The following is a 16,520-nucleotide window of genomic DNA, read 5'->3' as shown; positions in this document are numbered from 1 at the left end:
CACGACACGCTCCCTGCATGCAGGACGATCCGTCTGGCCGCAGGCTTGCATAAGGTCGAGCGTATCCCGGGCCCTCAGGCTCGGGCCAACGTGAGCACCCGACGCAAGATGCTGTCCCGTCTGAGAAAACTCGGCGCCCGTGCGGCGCTGGCCGGCGCCCTGGCACTCTCCGCGAGCACCGCTGCCCTCGCGCAGGGGACGCTGCGGATCGGCATGACCGCCTCCGACATACCTCTCACCACCGGCCAGACCGACAATGGCGGCGAGGGCATGCGGTTCATGGGCTACACGGTCTATGACGGCCTGATCAATTGGGACCTGTCGAGCGCCGAACTGGCCTCCGACCTCGTGCCGGGCCTCGCCACCAGCTGGGGCGTCGACGCCACCGACAAGACCAAGTGGACCTTCAAGCTCCGGCCGGGCGTGAAATTCCACGACGGCTCGGACTTCACCGCCGACGCGGTGGTCTGGAACCTCGACAAGCTCCTGAAGGCCGACGCGCCGCAATACGACCCGCGCCAATCCGCCCAGGGCAAGACCCGCATCCCGGCGGTGGCGAGCTACCGGGTGGTCGACCCGCTGACCGTCGAGATCACCACCAAGGCCCCCGACGCGACGCTGCCCTACCAGATCGCCTGGATCATGATGTCCTCGCCCGCCCAGTGGGAGAAGCTCGGCAAGTCCTGGGACGCCTTCGCCAAGCAGCCCTCGGGCACCGGCCCGTGGAAGCTGACCCTGTTCGCCCCGCGCGAGCGCGCCGAGATGGTGCCGTTCAAGGAATACTGGGACGCGAACCGCGTCCCGAAGCTCGACAAGCTCGTTCTGATCCCGCTGCCGGAGGCCAATGCCCGGACCGCAGCGCTCCGCTCCGGTCAGGTGGACTGGATCGAGGCGCCCGCTCCGGACTCGGTGGCGTCGCTGAAGAGCGCCGGCTTCACCGTCGTCACCAACGCCTACCCGCATAATTGGACGTGGCACCTCTCGCGCGTCGAGGGCTCGCCCTGGAACGACATCCGCGTGCGCAAGGCGGCGAATCTCGCCATCGATCGCGACGGTCTGAAGGAACTGCTCGGCGGCCTCGCGATCCCCGCCAAGGGCTTCATGCCGCCCGGCCATCAATGGTTCGGCCATCCGACCTTCGATGTGAAATATGACCCCGACGCCGCCAAGAAGCTGCTCGCCGAAGCCGGCTACAGCCCCGCGAAGCCGCTGAAGCTGAAGGTGGCGATCTCGGCCTCGGGCTCGGGCCAGATGCAGCCGCTGCCGATGAACGAATTCGTCCAGCAGAACCTCGCCGACGTGGGCATCCAGGTCGATTACGAGGTGGTCGAGTGGAACACGCTCATCAACATCTGGCGGGCCGGCGCCAAGGCCGACATCTCCCGCGGCGTCTCGGCGATCAACTACTCGTACTTCATCCAGGATCCGTTCACCGGCTTCATCCGCCATCTGCAGTGCAACTTCGCCCCGCCGAACGGCACGAACTGGGGCTATTACTGTGATCCCGCGATGGACAAGCTGTTCGATCAGGTCCGCAACACCTTCGACAAGGCCGAGCAGACCAAGGTCCTGGAGAAGATCCACGAGAAGTATGTCGACGACGCGCTGTTCATTATGATCACGCACGACGTCAATCCGCGGGCGATGAGCCCGAAGGTCAAGGGCTTCGTCCAGGCGCAGAACTGGTTCCAGGACTTCTCGAAGATTACGATGGCGACGGCGGGGCGGTAGCGCCGCCGTCGTGCCTGCGAGCTATCGGAGGCACCGAGCGGGTTTTCTGGAGGGGCGGGTTCCCTCTCCCATGCGGGAGAGGGACAGGGTGCGGGGTGCGACCTCTCCGGATGGACCTGATCCCTCACCCCAACCCTCTCCCGCACGGGAGAGGGGGGATTGTCGCGCCTCGCAAGGACCGAAGCGTGATCTTCGAAGGCTCTCCACGGCGGGGGCGACCGGACGGCGACAAAATATCGGTGGGCCAAAAGGCGAATAATGCTGCTCTACATCCTCAAACGGCTGGTCTACGTGACGCCCGTGGCGTTCGGGGTCAGCGTCGTCTGCTTCCTCCTCGTCCATCTCGCGCCGGGCGATCCCCTGAGCGCGGTCCTGCCCGCCGACGCCACCCAGGCGACCATCGACGAGATGCGGGCCGCCTACGGGTTCGATAAGCCCCTGCCGGTCCAGTACCTGATCTGGCTGTGGCACGTGCTGCACGGCGATCTCGGCACCTCCATCGCCACGGGCCGGCCGGTGCTCGGCGAGGTCAGCCGCGCCGTGGTGAACTCGCTGATCCTCGCCTCCGTGGCGATCGTGATCGGGTTCACCTTCGGCACCCTGTTCGGCTTCGTGGCGGGCTACCACCGCAACTCGCTGGCCGACCGGGCCGCCTCCGCCGTCTCGGTCTTCGGCGTGAGCGTGCCGCATTACTGGCTCGGCATGGTCCTGGTGATCGTGTTCTCGGCCAATCTCGGCTGGCTTCCGCCCACCGGCGCCGGGCCCGACGGCTCCGGCAACTGGCGGCCCGACTTCGAGCACCTGCGTTACCTGATCCTGCCGGCGATCACGATGTCGGTGATCCCGATGGGGATCATCGCCCGCACGGTCCGGGCGCTGGTAGCCGACATCCTGTCCCAGGACTTCGTCGAGGCCCTGCGCGCCAAGGGCATGGATGAGCGCGGCGTGTTCCGGCACGTGGTGCGCAACGCCGCCCCGACGGCGCTGGCCATCATGGGCCTGCAGCTCGGCTACCTGCTGGGCGGCTCGATCCTGGTCGAGACCGTGTTCGCGTGGCCGGGCACCGGCTTCCTCCTCAACGCCGCGATCTTCCAGCGGGACCTGCCCCTGCTGCAGGGCTCGATCCTCGTGCTGGCGATGTTCTTCGTGGCCCTCAACCTGCTGGTGGACGTGATGCAGACCGCCCTCGACCCGCGCATCGAGCGCGCCTGACCCGGAGCCCGATGATGACTGCTCCCGTCACCGCCGCCTCCGTGGCCCTCGACGGCGGCGTGCTTGCCGCCGAGGACGTGACCCACGGACCGGAGGCCGCCTTCGCCCCGTCGCGGGGCTTCTGGGGCCATGTCGGCCACCGTCTGGTGCGCGACCCCGTCGCCATGGGCGCCGGCGCCGTGATCCTGATCGTCGTGCTCATCGCGATCCTCTCGCCATGGATCACGCCGATGGATCCCTACAAGGGCTCCATGCTGCGCCGCCTGAAGCATGTCGGCGACGCCACCTACTGGCTGGGCTCGGACGAGCTCGGCCGCGACATGATCAGCCGGCTGATGCTGGGCTCGCGGCTGTCGCTGTTCATCGGCGTCACCCCGGTGCTGATCGCCTTCGTGATCGGCTCCGGCATCGGCATCCTGGCGGGCTATGTCGGAGGCTGGACCAACACAATCCTGATGCGCACCATCGACGTCTTCTTCGCGTTTCCGTCCGTGCTCCTCGCGATCGCGCTGTCCGGGGCGCTCGGCGCCGGCATATTCAACTCGATCGTCTCGCTGACCTGCGTTTTCGTGCCCCAGATCGCCCGGGTGGCGGAGAGCGTCACCACGGGCATCCGCAAGCGCGATTACATCGACGCCGCCAAGCTGTCGGGCGCCTCGGCGTTGACGATCATGCGCGTGCAGGTGCTGGGCAACGTCGTCGGGCCGATCTTCGTCTACGCAACCAGCCTGATCTCGGTCTCGATGATCCTGGCCTCCGGCCTGTCGTTCCTCGGCCTCGGCGTGCGCCCGCCCGAGCCCGAATGGGGCCTGATGCTGAACACCCTGCGCACCGCGATCTACGTCAACCCGGTCGTGGCCGCCCTCCCGGGCGTCTGCATCTTCATCGTCTCGATCGCCTTCAACCTGTTCTCGGACGGGCTCCGGTCCGCCATGGAGATTCGCCAGTGAGCGTCATCCCGGACGCCCCCGACCCGTTCGCCCGCGACCGCGGCGGACCCGCCCAGCCGCTCCTGTCGGTCTCAGGGCTGATCAAGCACTTCCCGGTCCGCAAGGCCGGCGGCAAGAAACAGGTCGTGCGCGCCGTCGACGGCGTCGATTTCGACGTCCTGAAGGGTGAGACGCTCGGCATCGTCGGCGAGTCCGGCTGCGGCAAGTCCACCACCGCCAAGCTGCTCATGGGCCTAATCGAACGCGATTCCGGCCAGATGCTGTACGACGGCCAGGCGATCGGCGAGCGCGCCATGCCCTGGCGGGCCTACCGCCGCGAGGTCCAGATGGTCTTCCAGGACAGCTACGCGTCGCTCAATCCGCGCATGACCGTCGAGCAGTCGATCGCCTTCGGCCCGAAGGTCAACGGTGTCTCCAGCCGGGAAGCCGTGGAGCGCGCCCGCGCGCTTCTCGCCCGGGTCGGCCTGGAGCCGAAGCGCTTCGCCGGGCGCTACCCGCACGAGATCTCCGGCGGCCAGCGCCAGCGGGTCAACATCGCCCGCTCCCTCGCCCTGGAGCCGCGGCTCGTGCTGCTCGACGAGGCGGTCTCGGCGCTCGACAAGTCCGTGGAGGCGCAGGTCCTGAACCTGCTGCTCGACCTCAAGGCCGAGTTCGGCCTGACCTACATCTTCATCAGCCACGACCTGAACGTCGTGCGCTTCATCTCCGACAGGGTGATGGTGATGTATCTCGGCCGGGTTGCGGAGATCGGGCCGTCCGACACGGTGCTCGACGCACCGGCGCATCCCTACACCGAGGCGCTGCTCGCCTCGATGCCGTCGCTCGATCCCGACAACCGCACCCAGGCCGCGCTGCTGGCCGGCGACCCGCCGAACCCGATCGACCCGCCCCCGGGCTGCCGCTTCCACCCGCGCTGCGCCCTGGCGGAGGGCGTGTGCAGCCAGAAGGAACCGCCCCTCGACGCGATCCGGCCCCTGCACCGTGTCGCCTGCCTCGCCCGTCAGCCCGGATCGGGCCATTCTGCGGCCCGCGCAGACGCGCTCGCCGCATGAGCATGCCCATGAGCACGCCGATGAGCACGCCGATGAGCACGCCGATCTCTTCCTCAGAACCCGCAGTCGTCCTCAAGGACCTGCGCGTCGCCTTCGGCAAGGTTCAGGTGGTCGACGGCGTCGACCTTACCGTGGAGCGCGGTCAGGCGATGGCGCTGATCGGCGAATCCGGTTCCGGCAAGAGCGTCACGCTCCGCGCGATCCTGCGGCTCTTCCCGGAAGGGCGCAGCCGCATCGAGGGCCGGATCCTGGCCGCCGGCAGGGACGTACAGGCGCTCACCAAGCGTCAGCTCGCCGATTTCCGCGGCGGCGACGTCTCGATGATCTTCCAAGAGCCGCTGCTCGCCTTCGACCCGGTCTACACCGTGGGCCGGCAGATCACCGAGGCGATCCTGCGCCACGAGACGATCTCCAAGGACGAAGCCCGGAAGCGGGCGCTGGCCCTGTTCGAGCGGGTGCGGATCCCGAGCCCGGAGCGGCGGCTCGACAACTACCCGCACGAGATGTCGGGCGGCATGCGCCAGAGAGCGATGATCGCGCTGGCGCTGGCCTGCCGGCCGCAGGTGCTGCTCGCCGACGAGCCGACCACGGCGCTGGACGCCACGGTGCAGATCCAGGTGCTGCTGCTCCTGCGCGAGCTCCAGCGCGACCTCGGCCTGTCGATCATCATCGTCACCCACGATCTCGGCGCGGCCGTGGAGGTCGCCGACCGGATTGCCGTGATGTACGCGGGCAAGATCGTCGAGACCGGCACCGCGCATCAGGTGGTCCTGGACCCGCACCACCCCTACACGATCGGCCTTCTGCGCAGCCGGGCGGAAGGGGCGCTGGCCAAGGGCTCCCGGCTTGAGACCATCCCGGGCAGCCCGCCCGACCTCGCGAACCGCCCGCCGGGCTGCCCCTTCGCGCCGCGCTGCTTCCTGGCCGAGGAGCGCTGCCGCCGGGAGATGCCGCCGGTCGCCGAGATCGCCCCCGGCCACCGCGTCGCCTGCTGGCGGACCGAGGAGGCCTCGGCGGCCTACCGGGCCGGCCCGACGCCCGTGCGCGCCGCCGAGCCGGTCCCGGCCTGACCTCGACGCCCCCGCGCCGAGGCTTTATCCGGCTCGGCGCGGTCCCGCGGTGGCGGACCGCGTCCGATCCGGCCGCGCGGGCGTCACGATGAGCCAAGTCCTCTCCGAGCCAGTCTCGTCCGAGATCCTGCTCGTTCCCCGGGGCGAGGCCGGGCACTTCCTGACGGCGGCCCTCGGCTGGCTGGGCAAGCGGATCACCGTCACGGCGCAGCCCGGCACGGCGAATCACGTCCTCTGCCTCCCCGTCCTCGATTTCGTGCGCCTCGGCTTTCCGGAGGCGAACGGCCGCCTCGACCTCCTCGAACCGGGAGACGCCGAGAACCTCCGCGCCGGGCGCGCCGCGCTCCTCCTCGATCTCTCCAACGAGGGGCCGGGCCTGCACGCGCCGACCTTCGAGGCGCTTCACCGCAACCTCGCGGGGCTCGGCATCCCGCGCGATCGGGTGATCCTGGTCACGCAGAACCGGCTGCTGCGGCTCGATTACGAGCGGCTCTACGGCGAGGGCCTGCGGTTCTGGACCTTCGAGTTCTTCCCGCTCCAGGTTGCCCTCTGGCTGGACGCCGAGGCGGGTCCGCGGCTCTTCCCCCAGCATGCCCTCGATCGCACCGGCTACACGCCCTTCGCCCGCGCCTCCGGCCCGGCCCGCTTCCTCTGCCAGAACGCGGCTTTGCGCTGGCACCGGGTGCTGCTCTACCGGTGGTTCCAGCTCAACGGGCTGGACAGGGACGGGCTGATCTCCTTCCACGGCATCGGCGAGGACAACCCGAAGGCGGGCGGCATCAACGTCTTCCACGCTCCGCCGGAGATCGAGGCGGCTTTCGGCCCTCTGCTCGCCGATGTCGGCAGCTGGATCCCGCGCCGGGCGCGGCGGATCGATGCCGATCAGGGCACCGACATGGTCATGACCCTCGACACGGGCGCCTACGCGGAGTGCGACCTGACCGTCATCTCGGAGACCGACTTCTTCGAGCTGGGTGTCGAGCGCATCACCGAGAAATCCATCAAGGCGGCGGCGACGGGCCTGCCCTTCGTGATGGTGGGCGCGCCGCGCGCCGTCGAGCGGCTGTCCGAACTCGGCTTCCAGACCTTCGGCGGCCTGATCGACCACCATTACGATCTCGCGGCCGACCCGGCCGAGCGCCTGCCGCTCGTGTTCCGGTCGATCGAGCGGGCCTGGGCGACGTGTCGGGGCGACCGGGCGCGCTGGCATCGTCTGGCCCGGGAGCAGGCTGAAGCCAATGTCGCCCATGCCCGAACCGGATTGCTGCCGCAGCTCGACCGGGTGATGGTCGCCCCGCTGATCGTGCGCCTGGCCCGGTTCATGGAAACGGGCGCGATCGTGCACTGACGGCACTCCGACCGTGACCGCAGCCCCTCTGTCGCCGGACCGCCATTGCACCACCTGCGGGCGTGGCCACTACATCGCCGTCCGGTTCTGCCCCTTCTGCGGCGCCGCCCAGGAGCTGCCGCGGTCCGGCCCGGATGACGGGCCCGTCCCCGCGGTCCACGTCCTGCTGGTGCCGTCACCGGAATTGGACCGACCCGCGCGCGCGACGGCGCCGTCCGCCCCGGAAGCCCTGCTTCTCCCAGCGCCTCCATTGCATCGACCGCCGCGCGCCGCGGCCCCGCCGGTTCGTGCTGGCGCTCATCACCATCGGCGCGCTCGCGTGGCTCGCGCAGGGCAGGCGGACGGGGCGTCCCGCGCCGGTCCGGATCACGGCTCAGGCCGGCTGGACGCCTGTGACCCTCGCGCCCTTCCGGGGCGCAAGGCTGCTGCGGGTCACGGGGGAGACCGCCTTCAGCCTGCGCATCGACGGGGAACGCATCGTGCGCGTCGCACCGGACCGCGGCGCGACCGTCCGGATGAAGGCCCTGCGGAGCCTGGACGTGCGGGCCGCCCAGGGGCGCACCGTCGTCACGCTGACACCGCGACCGGAGTGATCGGGACGGCGCGCAGGGTCTCCGCCAGGCGCAGCACGGCCGGGTCGATCGCCCGCTCCGGCACAGCGGCATAGCCGAGCAGCAAGCCCGGCTCCGCCGGCCCGGCATGATAGGCCGAGAGCGCGACCGCGGAGATTCCCGCCCGGCCGAGTGCGGCTGCGGCGGCCACGTCGGTGAGGGCTGCGCCCCAGGCTGGCCCCGGCCGGGCGATGACGTGCATCCCGCCCTCCATGGGGGCGATTGCGGCGACATCCCCGGCATGGCGGCGCGCGGCCTCGATCAGCGCCTCCTGGCGCAGGGCGTAGAGGCGTCGCGTCCGGCGGAGATGACCGGCGAGGTGTCCGTCCTCGATGAACCGGGCCAGCGCCCACTGACCGATCCCGGGCGGGGCGGGCCCCGTCTCCGCGAGGGCCTGATTCACCGGCGCCACGAGCCCGCGCGGCAGCACGAGATAGCTCAAGCCCAGTGCGGGGAGCAGCAGCTTGGAGAAGCTGCCGACATAGATCACCCGTCCACCGCGATCGAGGGCCCGCAAGGGCGCCAGCGGACGCCCGGCATAGCGATAGGCTCCGTCGTAGTCGTCCTCGACGATCCAGCCCGAGACCGCCTCGGCCCAGGCCAGGAGGTCGAGGCGGTTCTCCAGGCTCATGGCGTACCCGAGGGGGTAATGGTGGGCCGGCGTCACCACCGCGAGCCGCGCCTCCGCCGCCGGCGCGGCGGCCAGGGCCACCGACAGGCCGCCGGGACCGACCGGGACGGGCAACGGGCGCAGGCCGGCGCTGGCGAGGGCCTGCGCGATGCCGGGGAAACCCGGCTCCTCGACCAGGGCGGTCTCGCCGGGATCGAGCAGCAGCTCGGCGAGCAGGCGCAGGCTCTGGCGGATGCCTGCCGTGACGATGACGTCCTCGGGCTCGCAGGCGACGCCGCGGGCCTGCGCCAGATAGGCGGCGATGGCGCCGCGCAGGGCCGGCGATCCGCGCGGGTCGGGCTTCTCCGTCGGACCGTGGCGCCACTCGGCCTGGAGCAGGCGAGCCCAGACCTCGAACGGGAAGGCGTCCTGCGCAGGCCGGCCGAGGGCGAAGGCGTCGGGCACGCCCGGCCCCGCCATGTAGCGCCGTGCCGGAGCGGAGACGAGGCGGGCGCCGCGGCGCGACAGGTTCGGGGCCGGCTCGGCGCCCGGTCGCCGAATCGGGCCTGGCGCGGGAAGCGCGTCGTCGGGAAGGGTCGCGGCGACGCGGGTCGCCGAGCCCGGCCGCGCCGTCAGGTAGCCCTCGGCGGTCAGCTGCTCCAGCGCCAGGACCACGGTTCCGCGCGCGCAGCCGAGATCGGCCGCCAGGACCCGCGAGGCCGGAAGCCGGGCCCCGCGCGGCAGGCGGCGGTCGAGGATCGCGGCGCGCAGGGCCTCCCGGAGCTGTGCGTGCAGCGGCGTCGAGGCAGCGGCATCCAAGGCCAGCGTCAGCGGCAGGGGGCTTCGGGACATGGCGCAAACTGGTCCAGTCGCAGTTCGAGAATTGGACCTTTTGCCTGGACCGCCGAACGGTCAAGCACGCGTGGGCATCACCGCCGCAGGACGGACCCATGTACCAGCCGCCTCACTTCCGGGACGATTCGCGCGCCGCTCAGCACGCGCTGATCCGCGCCTATCCCCTCGGCCTGCTGATCACGGCCGGCTCGGGCGGCCTGACGGCGAACCCGATCCCGTTCCTGCTGGATGAGGCCGGTCCCCACGGCGTGCTGCGGGCGCATATCGCCCGCGCCAACCCGCAGGGCCGGGATCTCGCCGCGGTGGAGGAATGCCTGATCGTGTTCCAGGGGCCGCAGGGCTACGTCACCCCGAGCTGGTACGCGAGCAAGCGCGAGCACGGCCGCGTCGTCCCGACCTGGAACTACGCCACCGTCCATGCCTGGGGCCGGCCGCAGGTGATCGAGGATGTGGAGTGGCTCGGGCGCCAGATCGCCGACCTCACCGCCCTGCGCGAGTTGCCGCGGGCCGAGCCGTGGGCGGTGGCCGACGCGCCGGAGCCCTTCGTGGCCGCCCAGGTCCGGGGAATCATCGGCATCGAGATTCCGATCACGCGGATCGAGGGGAAGTGGAAGATGAGCCAGAACAGGCCCGAGGCCGACCGACACGGGGTCATCGCGGGGTTGCGCGCCGAGGGCGAGGCGGGTCTCGCCGGGCTGGTCGCCGAGCGGAGCGGACTGTGAGCGCGCGCCTCAACGCCTTCGGCCAACCCATCGGCCCGGCGCTGCCGGACTGGAGCCCGCGTCCGCGCCCGCCGCGGACGCCGATGGAGGGCCGCACCTGCCGGCTCGTCCCGCTCGACGCCGCCGCCCATGGCGAGGCCCTGTTCGAGACCTACAGCGCTGCCCCCGACACGCGCGGCTGGACCTACCTCGGCGACGAGATGCCAAAGAGCGCGGCGGCCTACCGGGCGCGGCTGGAAACCCAGCAGACAAGCGAGGATCCGCTGTTCTACGCGATCCTCGATCCCGCGCGCGGCGACGCGCTCGGGATCGCCTCGTATCTCCGGATCGATCCGGGCAACGGCGTGATCGAGGTCGGCCATCTCCATTTCGGGCCGCGTCTGCAGCGCTCGCCCGCCGCCACGGAGGCGATGGCGCTGATGATGGCCCGGGCCTTCGACGAACTCGGCTACCGGCGCTACGAGTGGAAGTGCGACAGCCTCAACGCCCCGTCCCGGGCGGCGGCATTGCGGCTGGGCTTCACCTTCGAGGGCATCTTCCGCAACGCCGTCGTGGTGAAGGGCCGCTCCCGCGACACGGCGTGGTTCTCGATCACCGCCGCGGAGTGGCCGCGGGTCCGCGCCGGCTTCGCCGCATGGCTGGACCCGTCGAATTTCGACGGGGAGGGCCGGCAGCGGCACGGGCTCGCGGACCTGCGCGCCGCTTCGGGCTGAGGCATCCTCAGGCCCGACCGGACAGGAACGCCTCCGCACTGCGCAGGCTGAGCGCCATGATGGTCAGCGCCGGGTTCGCCGCGAGCGAACTCGGGAAGGTCGAGCCGTCGCAGATCCACAGGTTGTCGATGTCGAAGCTGCGGCCGTGCGGATCGACGACGGCGCTCGACCCGTCGCGGCCCATCCGGCAGGTCCCGAGCGTGTGGGCGACGCGCTCCAGCACCCAGATGTCCTCGGCCCCCGCCTCCTCCCAGAGCCCGCGCATGACCTTCGTGGCATGCGCGTTGAGGCGGTCCTCGTTGGTGCCGTAGCCGAAGCTGATATGGGCCTTGCGCATCCCGTGCGCGTCGGTCTCGTCGGCGAGGGTCAGCACGTTGGCGTCGCAGGGCAGCGTCTCGCCGTTGATGCCGATGCCGGCGAGGCGGTTGTAGCGGTCGAGGTAGTCGAGGAGCGGCTTCCCCCACAGGCCGCGCCCCCGCGCTACCGCATTGCCGAAGGTCACCGGCACCACGCCGAGGCTCTGGATGAGGTAACCGCCGGCGAAGTCGGCGCCGGCGCGGATGAAATCCTCGGTGATCAGCGAGGACGGATACCCCCGGTTCATCCGGACCTCGTTGTCGAAGGTGCCCCAGACCTGGGTCGCCACGTGCCCCATGTAGTTGCGCCCGATCTGGCCGCTGGAATTGGCGAGCCCGAGATTGAGCAGCAGGCGCGGAGTCTCGACGGCCCCGGCACAGAGGAAAACGGCGCCGCACCGCTGCCGGCGATCCTCGCCGTCCTGGCGGTAGACCACGCCGGTGACCCGGCCGTCGGCAGCGCGCTCCAGGCCGTGGACGAAGGCCTCGGCCCGGATCTCGGCACCGCGGGCCACCGCGTACGGCAGGTAGGTCACGTCCATGCTCGCCTTGGCGCCCGTGCGGCAACCCTGGTGGCAGAAACCGCAATTGATGCAGGCGTTGCGGCGGGGTCCGTCCTCGGACTGGAAATCCTGGGAGACCACGGCGGCGGGCGCGTCCGCCCACCGGATGCCGCGGGCCTCGCAGGCCCGCGCCATGATCTCGGCCGGGCCATTCCGCGGGACCGGGGGCAGGGGATAGCGCCGGCCGGCATCCCACGGATAGCTCGGCGCGCCCGACACGCCGAGAAACCGCTCCACCCGCTCGTAGAACGGAAGCAGGTCCTCGTAGGTCAGCGGCCAGTCGACGCCTTCGCCGGTCTCCGTATGGAGCCGGAGGTCGCGGGTGTCGGCCCGGGGCACGAAGGCACCCCAGTGCAGCGTCGAGCCGCCGACACCCGTGCCGCTGTTGTTCGCCCCGAAGGCCTCCGGGGTCGCGCCGCCGCTCAGCCGCTCATCGGTCCAGTAGATCTCGTCCGCCAGCGTCTCGTCGAAGGCGAAGCGCTCCGGCGTGAAGTTCGGTCCGGCCTCCAGAGCCACGACCCTGAGGCCCGCGGCGGCGAGGCGCGCGAGGAGCGGCGCGCCGCCCGCGCCAGTCCCCACCACGACCGCATCGACGACGTCGTCCGCGCGGTAGGTCCGCATGCCCGCGAGATTCATCGTCCTGCCTCCGTCTGCAGCGTTTGGGGCTCCCAGGGTTCCGGCGCGTCGAGCCCGACCGCGTGGAAGCCCGGCAGGCCGTCGGCGATTTCTCCCGGCCGGTCGCCGCCGGCACCGATGCCCGAGAAGCCGATCCGCGCCAGCGCCGCCGGGTGGCCGAGCCAGAGCCGCACCGCGTCGGCGCGGAGATCCTCGAACCAGAACCGCATCCGGTCGGCGTCGAGCCGGCCTCCGAGGGCGTCCGGGACCGTCAGGTCCCCACGCTGGCAGAGGGTGAGCAGCGCGTCCTGCCGTGGCGCGTCGAGGGTTGTGAACGGGCGGCCCTGCGCGGCCCGGGCGGCGGCATCCAGGGTGCGCAGGGCGGCGCGGTAGGCGTCCGCGTCCGGCGGTAGAGCCGAGAAGCGCCAGCCGTCGCCGGCGCCGGACGCCAGCCGCCGATCGAGGCGGGCCGCGAGATCGAGATGCGGCACCGGCATCACCCGGGCGAGGGCGGCCCGCAGGATCGCGAGTTCCACAGGGTCGAGGGCCGCCGGTCGATAGGCGGGGTCGTCCGGCGCGGCGCGCTCCGCGAGCGCCTGGCGCAGGCGGCCGTTGACCCGCTCGGAGGCGATCAGCGCCGCGTAGTCCGGCGCCACCGTCGGGGCCGCCTCAACCGGTCGGCGGGGCCGGTCGTCGAAATGGGCGCGCAGCCCGTCGGCCAGGGCGGCCGGCCGCTCCAGCGGCAGGAGATGGCCGACGCCGTCGACCGTCACGAGGCGATGATGTGCGAGGTGGGGCGCCGTCAGGGCCTGCTGCGCGTCGGGTCCGAGGTCGGCGTCCTCGGATCCGGCCAGAATCAGCGCCGGGGTGCGCAGGACGCCGACGCGGCGGCACCAATCCTCGTTGGCGCCCGCCTCGAGCCAAGCCTTCCAGGCGGCCGGCGCGGCCCGCAGGACGTCGGCTACCGCCCGTTCCTCGGTCTCAGGGTCCAGCCGGTCGCCGACATTCGCGCGTATGAAGGCCTGAGCCTCGCGCCGCCGCGTCTCGGGATCCGCATCGATCCAGGCGAGCATCTCGGCGCGCCGGTCCTCCGGGATCGGCTCCGGGCTCGGCGGCGAGCCGGAGACCAGGATGAGATCGGTCAGGCCGGTCAGACCCGCTTCGCCATCCTCGGCCCGGCGCGCCAAGGCCAAGGCGACCTTTGCCCCCATGCTGTGACCGGCGATCCCGAACCGGGCCGGAGCTCGCGCGCGGATGGCTTCGGCCACGTGATCGGCCATCGCGGCGACGGAATAGCCCGGCGTGCCGGCGGCATCGCCGAAGCCCGGCAAATCGACCGGCACACATGTCAGCGGCGTCCCCGCGAGGGCACACGCCAAAGGCTCCCAGCTTCGGGCGCTGCCCCCCAGGAAGTGAAGGCAGAACAGGACTTCAGGTTCGGACATTGCGGAGACATCGCGCGGTGCCAGAGTGCTTCAAGCGTACGCGACGCCGCATGGCCGACGTTTTGCCCCGGACCGATCGGTCAAGCCGGGAAGACGTGCGATCACGGCATACGGAGGAGACCGTGGTGACGGATCTTGAACAGGCCTGGCGCGTGGAAGAAGCCTGCCTCAACGCCTGGCCGAGCCCGCGCGAACTCCTGATCCACGGCTACCTGCTGCGCGCCGCGGGCGGGCGTTCGAAGCGGCAGAATTCCGTGACGCCCATGCGGGGGAGCGGTGCGCCCGGACCGGCCATCGAGGCCGCGCGCGCCATCTACGAGCGTCTGGGGCGGCGCGCGATCTTCCGGATTCCGGCGATCGCCCCGCAGATGGAGCCGCTCCTGTCCCGCGCGGACTTCGCCGTCGTGGACGAGACCTGCACACTGCTCCGCGCGCTCGATGACCTGCCGGCGGCGCCTGAGCCGGCAGCGACGGTCGCCGCCGTCCCCGGTGAGGACTGGCTGGCGGTGCGCGATGCCGTGAACCACGCGGACGCCGCAGCCGCGCAGGTCTTCCGCGACACCGTCGCCGCCCTGTCCCTGCCGCGGGCCTTCGCGGCGGCCGTGGCCGAGGGCGGGATCGGCGCGATCGCCTTCGGGGTGCTCGACGGTGGTTGTCTGGTCATCGAGGCGGTGGCCACCCCTGACCCCCTGCGCGGCCGCGGCCATGCCCGGCGCGCCGTGGCCGCGCTGCTGCGCTGGGGGAGGGCGGAGGGCGCCCGGGCGGCCTGCCTGCAGGTCGTCGCGGCGAACACGCCGGCGCGGGCGCTCTACCGCGCCCTCGGCTTCGAGCGCGAACTGTACCGCTATCACTATCGGGTCGGTCCGGAGCCCGGCTGAGACGCGAGCCGGATGTGGCCCAGTCCCGCACCCGCTCCGGCCGTCGTCTCAGGCGTCGAACAGCGAGCCCTGCCGCGTCGGGGCAGGGCGCGTACCGGTCCGCCTGCCCGACGTTGCCGGCGAGGCCGCGCCGCCGCGACGCGCGGGCTTCGCCGACGGGGATGGATCGGACGTCCCGGACGGATCAGCCGTCCCGTCGGGCACGGCCGTCACGGTCCCGTCGGCGAACTGCAGACTGAGGCGGGTGGCCGCCGCCGCATCCGCGGCGCGGCGCATCGGCAGCCCCGCGGCATCGCGCACCAGCACGTAGCCGCGGTCGAGCACGGCGCGGTAGCTGAGCGAACCGAGCAGGCCCGCCAGCCCGTCCAGACGGTCGCGGCGGCGCTCGATGCTGCGCGCCCCGGCCTGGGCGAGGCGCTCCGACAGCGCGTGCAGGCGGTCGGTGTGGCGCGCCTGCAGCGCCCGGGCCCGTTCCAGGCCGGCCTCCCGCGCGACGACGAGGCGCCGCCCGAGCTGGATCAGGGCTTCGCCCTTGCGCTGGACGTCGTTGCGCAGGGCATTGAGCGGCCGGTGGTCGATCCGCGCCAGCCGCGCGCGGGCGTTGGCGAGGACCACGTCGGGCGAGCGCCGGGCCATCCGGTCGAGGAGGAGCTGGAGCCGCGCGCGATGGCGGCTGGCGCCCGCCGCGAGGGCCGGGGCGAGGCGCGCCTCGGCGAGGTCGAGCCGCTGGCGCTTGGCCGCCAGCAGGGCGTCGGCACTGGGCAGAGCACGTCCGAGGGCGCGCAGATCCGACCGGTCGCGGTCGATCCGGCGCCCGACCGCCCCTCTGCCGCGGGCGGAGAGGTCCGCCACCGTGGCGATCAGGTCGGCGCGGACCGGCACCGCCATCTCGGCGGCGCCCGTCGGGGTCGGCGCCCGGCGATCGGACACGTAGTCGATCAGCGTGGTGTCGGTCTCGTGCCCGACCGCCGAGATCAGCGGGATCGCGCTCTCGAAGGCGGCGCGGACGACGCATTCCTCGTTGAAGGCCCAGAGATCCTCGATGGAGCCGCCGCCGCGAGCGACGATCAGCACGTCCGGGCGCGGGATCGCGCCGCCCGCCGGAAGCGCGTTGAAGCCGCGGATCGCGGCCGCGACCTCCTCGGCCGCGCCGTCGCCCTGGACCCGCACCGGCCAGACCAGGACGGGCCGCGGGAATCGGTCCTCCAGCCTGTGGAGGATGTCGCGGATCACCGCGCCGGTCGGCGAAGTGACGACGCCGACGACCTGCGGCAGGTAGGGGATGGGCCGCTTGTGCTCGGGGGCGAACAGCCCCTCGGCGGCGAGCAGCTTCTTGCGCTCCTCCAGAAGAGCCATCCAGGCCCCGAGACCCGCCGGCTCTAGGTTCTCGATGACGATCTGATAGGAAGACTTTCCGGGAAAGGTGGTGATGCGACCGGTGGCGACGACCTCCAGCCCCTCCTGGGGGCGCTGGCGCAGGCGGCCGAACACACCCTTCCAGACCACCGCGTCGATCCGCGCCTGCCCGTCCTTCAGGGAGAAATAGGCGTGGCCCGAGCCGTGCTGGCCGCGATAGCCCGAGATCTCGCCGCGCAGGCGGACATGGCCGAAGGCGTCCTCCAGCGTGCGTTTCAGGGCACCGGCCAGTTCGCCCACCGACCATTCGGGCTGGTTGGCATTGAGCACGCGGGTCGGCGGGATATCCGCCGCGGGCTGGGCTGCGGGGCGCGGGGGCGGCACGAGGGGCATGGCCGGACGCTAGGGGGCTCCGGCAGGACAGTCAAAGGTC

At 71.8% G+C, this 16,520-nt stretch carries 14 protein-coding genes; 10 read left to right on the top strand and 4 right to left on the bottom strand.

Features of this window, described 5'->3' with window-relative positions:
• Positions 1 to 108 precede the first annotated feature (108 nt).
• The 7 genes from PQI07_RS35390 (at position 109) to PQI07_RS35360 (ending at position 7,956) form a co-directional block, all read left to right on the top strand.
• Entirely contained in the window at positions 109 to 1,731 is a 1,623-nt protein-coding gene (locus PQI07_RS35390) for an ABC transporter substrate-binding protein (RefSeq protein WP_053609973.1), read from the top strand.
• Between the two features lie 258 nt (positions 1,732 to 1,989).
• Positions 1,990 to 2,943, top strand: coding sequence for an ABC transporter permease (locus PQI07_RS35385; protein WP_274929141.1), 954 nt, complete (start codon positions 1,990 to 1,992; stop codon positions 2,941 to 2,943).
• 14 nt (positions 2,944 to 2,957) lie between these two features.
• Positions 2,958 to 3,893: an ABC transporter permease gene (locus tag PQI07_RS35380; protein WP_043351394.1), complete on the top strand. Its 936-nt coding sequence runs from the start codon at positions 2,958 to 2,960 to the stop codon at positions 3,891 to 3,893.
• Complete coding sequence (locus PQI07_RS35375) at positions 3,890 to 4,945, top strand: ABC transporter ATP-binding protein (RefSeq protein WP_274929140.1); 1,056 nt, start codon at positions 3,890 to 3,892, stop codon at positions 4,943 to 4,945. The genes PQI07_RS35380 and PQI07_RS35375 overlap by 4 nt, the downstream gene beginning before the upstream one ends.
• A gap of 20 nt (positions 4,946 to 4,965) precedes the next feature.
• A complete protein-coding gene (locus PQI07_RS35370) occupies positions 4,966 to 6,015 on the top strand; it encodes an ABC transporter ATP-binding protein (RefSeq protein WP_374701321.1) in 1,050 nt (349 codons plus the stop codon).
• 88 nt (positions 6,016 to 6,103) lie between these two features.
• Positions 6,104 to 7,363: a hypothetical protein gene (locus PQI07_RS35365; protein ID WP_043755758.1), complete on the top strand. Its 1,260-nt coding sequence runs from the start codon at positions 6,104 to 6,106 to the stop codon at positions 7,361 to 7,363.
• 287 nt (positions 7,364 to 7,650) lie between these two features.
• Positions 7,651 to 7,956, top strand: coding sequence for a hypothetical protein (locus PQI07_RS35360; RefSeq protein WP_274929139.1), 306 nt, complete (start codon positions 7,651 to 7,653; stop codon positions 7,954 to 7,956).
• Here the strand turns inward: PQI07_RS35360 and pdxR are convergent.
• Entirely contained in the window at positions 7,931 to 9,436 is a 1,506-nt protein-coding gene (gene pdxR / locus PQI07_RS35355; RefSeq protein ID WP_274929138.1) for a MocR-like pyridoxine biosynthesis transcription factor PdxR, read from the bottom strand. The two genes, PQI07_RS35360 and pdxR, sit on opposite strands and share 26 nt — an antisense overlap.
• 98 nt (positions 9,437 to 9,534) lie before the next feature.
• Here pdxR and PQI07_RS35350 point away from each other — a divergent pair, with 98 nt between their 5' ends.
• Both PQI07_RS35350 and PQI07_RS35345 read left to right on the top strand, forming a co-directional pair.
• Positions 9,535 to 10,161 (top strand): FMN-binding negative transcriptional regulator, encoded by a 627-nt coding sequence (locus PQI07_RS35350; RefSeq protein ID WP_043351384.1) that lies wholly within the window; start codon positions 9,535 to 9,537, stop codon positions 10,159 to 10,161.
• A complete protein-coding gene (locus tag PQI07_RS35345; RefSeq protein WP_182591947.1) occupies positions 10,158 to 10,874 on the top strand; it encodes a GNAT family N-acetyltransferase in 717 nt (238 codons plus the stop codon). Before PQI07_RS35350 ends, PQI07_RS35345 begins: the two co-directional genes overlap by 4 nt.
• Before the next feature lie 7 nt (positions 10,875 to 10,881).
• Here PQI07_RS35345 and PQI07_RS35340 read toward each other — a convergent pair whose 3' ends face one another.
• On the bottom strand, positions 10,882 to 12,429 hold the full coding sequence (locus PQI07_RS35340; protein ID WP_274929137.1) for a GMC family oxidoreductase: 1,548 nt from the start codon (positions 12,427 to 12,429) through the stop codon (positions 10,882 to 10,884).
• On the bottom strand, positions 12,426 to 13,853 hold the full coding sequence (locus tag PQI07_RS35335; RefSeq protein WP_274929136.1) for an alpha/beta hydrolase: 1,428 nt from the start codon (positions 13,851 to 13,853) through the stop codon (positions 12,426 to 12,428). Before PQI07_RS35335 ends, PQI07_RS35340 begins: the two co-directional genes overlap by 4 nt.
• A 125-nt stretch (positions 13,854 to 13,978) precedes the next feature.
• On the opposite strand from PQI07_RS35335, the gene PQI07_RS35330 reads away from it, so the two are divergent.
• On the top strand, positions 13,979 to 14,731 hold the full coding sequence (locus tag PQI07_RS35330; protein WP_274929135.1) for a GNAT family N-acetyltransferase: 753 nt from the start codon (positions 13,979 to 13,981) through the stop codon (positions 14,729 to 14,731).
• 48 nt (positions 14,732 to 14,779) lie between these two features.
• Here PQI07_RS35330 and xseA read toward each other — a convergent pair whose 3' ends face one another.
• On the bottom strand, positions 14,780 to 16,480 hold the full coding sequence (gene xseA / locus PQI07_RS35325) for an exodeoxyribonuclease VII large subunit (protein ID WP_111474213.1): 1,701 nt from the start codon (positions 16,478 to 16,480) through the stop codon (positions 14,780 to 14,782).
• Positions 16,481 to 16,520: the final 40 nt, after the last annotated feature.

Source organism: Methylobacterium sp. 092160098-2 (genome assembly GCF_028920805.1).
GTDB classification, from domain to species: domain Bacteria; phylum Pseudomonadota; class Alphaproteobacteria; order Rhizobiales; family Beijerinckiaceae; genus Methylobacterium; species Methylobacterium fujisawaense.
This window is presented reverse-complemented; position numbering and strand designations above follow the sequence as displayed.